The organism is Kocuria oceani (genome assembly GCF_029524215.1).
Lineage (GTDB): Bacteria > Actinomycetota > Actinomycetes > Actinomycetales > Micrococcaceae > Kocuria > Kocuria oceani.
The window spans coordinates 1-2618 of record NZ_JARAMH010000021.1 but is presented as its reverse complement, the minus strand read 5'-3'; the positions used below and the strand labels follow the sequence as shown (position 1 = coordinate 2618).

Sequence of the window (2618 nt, the reverse complement as noted above, 5' to 3'; positions counted from 1 at the left end):
CGCAGCGCGGCGGCGACATCGACCGGCTCGGCCGCCGACTCCTGGATCATCTCCCGGTAATAGGCCCCCAACCCGTCCAGGGTCGGCCCGCGCTGGACGGTCACCCCGGTGTGCGGCACCGAGGCGAAGGCCAGCGTGTTGTTCCGCCCGGCGCCGATCGCCTCGCACAGATCCACCCCCACCTTCGCCGCGTCCACGTCGAAGGCGGCCACGAACTGCACATCGGAGACGTGATAGTCCCCGAACACCACGTGCATCAGCCCCGGCACGGTCTGCCCCGGGTCGGCATCGGCGTAGAAGTGCACGCCCTGGATCAAGGACGAGGCGCAGTTGCCGACACCGGCCACCGCCACTCGGATCGGATGATGAGACACGATTCTCCTTCGTCGTGGGGCCGGACGCAGCCGCCGTGGCGGGGCGCGGCCGACCCTTCGGGGGTGAGGGGTGAGGGGTGAGGGGTGAGGGGCGGGTGACGTGGTGGTCCCCGCTGGGGTGCCGGCACGGGTCGCGCCGGCACCCGGGCGTCAGGGGCAGCGGTCGATCCACTCCTGCAGGTGAGGGGCCTCGGCGCGGATGTGGTCGTCGTGGCTGTGGGTCACAAGGGCGGCTCGGGTGTTACGGGCCCCCGCGTCCGCGGTCACGGCAGCGGCGTCGTGGGCCGGGTCGATGACCACGCACTGCTCGTCGTCGCCGACGATCCACACGTTGTTCTCCACCTGCCACGTGCCTCCGTCGAGGGAGAAGGTCCCGGAGGTCACCAGGCGCTCGACCCGGGCCCGGTCGGTGGAGCCCGCTGCACCGCCCGGAGGGGCGGCCGCCGGCCCCTGCTCCGCACGGCCCGCGCCCGGCGCCGGAAGCTGCCCGGACACGCAGCCGGTGCTCATCCTGCTGCCTCGTGGGCCTCTCCGGCCACGGAGGCCGGTGCCGGGGGCGTCTCCGTGCGCCGCCTCCGACTTCTGCCCGGGGACACCGCGCGGTCGACTCGGCACATCGCGTCTTCCTCTCTGTCTGGGTGGCGGCCACCGCCACCGGTGGCCGAGGGGCCTCGGCCGGAACGTCAGCTCGACTCACCTGTTGCAACACGTATCGCATTACGCAACATCATGGGTGGGGAAAGTCTCTGCGAGAGCACTCCTCCTGTCAAGGGGCGGCGTCGTCGAACTGCATCTGCTGGAGGATCATGGCGGAGATCTCCTCGACGGACATGGAGGCGGAGCTGACGTGCGGGATGCCGTTCAGGACGTACATCTCCTCGGCGTTGCGCAGCTCGTACGAGCACTGTGCGAGGGAGGCGTAGACCGTCGCGGGTCGTCGTTCCTGGCGCACCTGGCTGAGCCGCATCGGCGAGGAGGTGAGCCCGAAGCACTTGCCGACGTGGGGCGCCACGGGTGCGGGCAGGGAGTGCTGCTCGAAGTCCTCGTCCACCAGGGGGAAGTTGGCGGCGCGGATGCCGTGCTGCAGGGCCAGGTACATGCTGGTGGGGGTCTTGCCGCAGCGCGACGGGGCGATGAGGATCAGGTCCGCCCGCTCGAGGGCCCGGATGGACTGGCCGTCGTCGTGCTCCATGGCGTACTCCACCGCCGACATCCGCCGCTGGTACCGGATGGCGTTCCCCAGGCCGTGGGCTCTGCCCGGCTGCAGGCTGGCCGTGGCGTGCAGCGCGGTCTCGAGCTGGGGGATGTGGGTGCCGAACAGGTCCACGAAGAAGCCGCGGCTGCCGGCGAGGACACCACGGATGTCCGGGTCGACGACGGTGGAGAACACCACCGGCACCCGCCCGGCGGCGGCCACGGCGTCGATCCGGTCCGCCACCTGCCGGGCACGCTCCACGGTGACGACGAACGGCACGGTGTGACGCTCGAAGGGCTGGTCCGGGAACTGGGTGATCAGGGTGCTGCCCAGGGTCTCGGCGGTGATGCCGGTGCTGTCCGAGACGAAGAACGCCACGGGGCAGGTCTCGGTCATGTCGTTGCGTGCCTGTCTCTCGTCGTGCCGACCGCGGGCCCGTCCCGGCGCGCGGGGCGCCGGGACGGGGCGTCTCAGGTGCTGGGCTGGGGTGCGGTGCGGGCCAGGGACAGCCAGGTGTCCACGACGGCGTCGGGGTTCAGGGAGACGGAGTCGATGCCCTGCTCCAGCAGCCAGGCGGCCAGGTCGGGGTGGTCGCTGGGTCCCTGCCCGCAGATCCCGACGTACTTGCCCTTCGCCCGGCAGGCGGCGATGGCCAGGCCCAGCAGCTTCTTGACCGCCGGGTCGCGCTCGTCGAAGGAGGAGGCGACCAGGGCGGAGTCGCGGTCCAGGCCCAGGGTGAGCTGGGTGAGGTCGTTGGAGCCGATGGAGAACCCGTCGAAGTGCTCCAGGAAAGCCTCGGCCAGCAGCGCGTTGGCCGGCAGCTCGCACATCATGACGATCTCCAGGCCGTCCTCCCCGCGCGCCAGGCCGTTGGCGGCCAGCAGCTCCACCACGCCCCGGGCCTCGGCGAGGGTGCGCACGAACGGGACCATGAGCTTGATGTTGGTCAGCCCCATGGCGGTGCGCGCGTGCCGCACCGCCGCGCACTCGAGCTCGAAGGCCGGCCGGAAGGCGGGGGAGAGGTAGCGGGAGGCGCCTCGGAACCCGAG

General features: G+C 71.7%; 2 protein-coding genes and 2 pseudogenes. All 4 read right to left on the bottom strand.

Features of this window, described 5'->3' with window-relative positions:
- Window positions 1–374: pseudogene (locus PU704_RS17070) on the bottom strand (inositol-3-phosphate synthase); the annotation flags it as partial.
- 192 nt (window positions 375–566) lie between these two features.
- Window positions 567–884 (bottom strand): annotated as a pseudogene (locus PU704_RS20085) (MBL fold metallo-hydrolase); the annotation flags it as partial.
- Between the two features lie 256 nt (window positions 885–1140).
- Window positions 1141–1965, bottom strand: a complete 825-nt coding sequence (locus PU704_RS17060; protein WP_047803843.1) for a pyruvate, water dikinase regulatory protein — start codon at window positions 1963–1965, stop codon at window positions 1141–1143.
- A 74-nt stretch (window positions 1966–2039) separates the two neighbouring features.
- A partial coding sequence (locus PU704_RS17055; protein WP_338130240.1) for a putative PEP-binding protein occupies window positions 2040–2618 on the bottom strand: 579 nt, incomplete at its 5' end.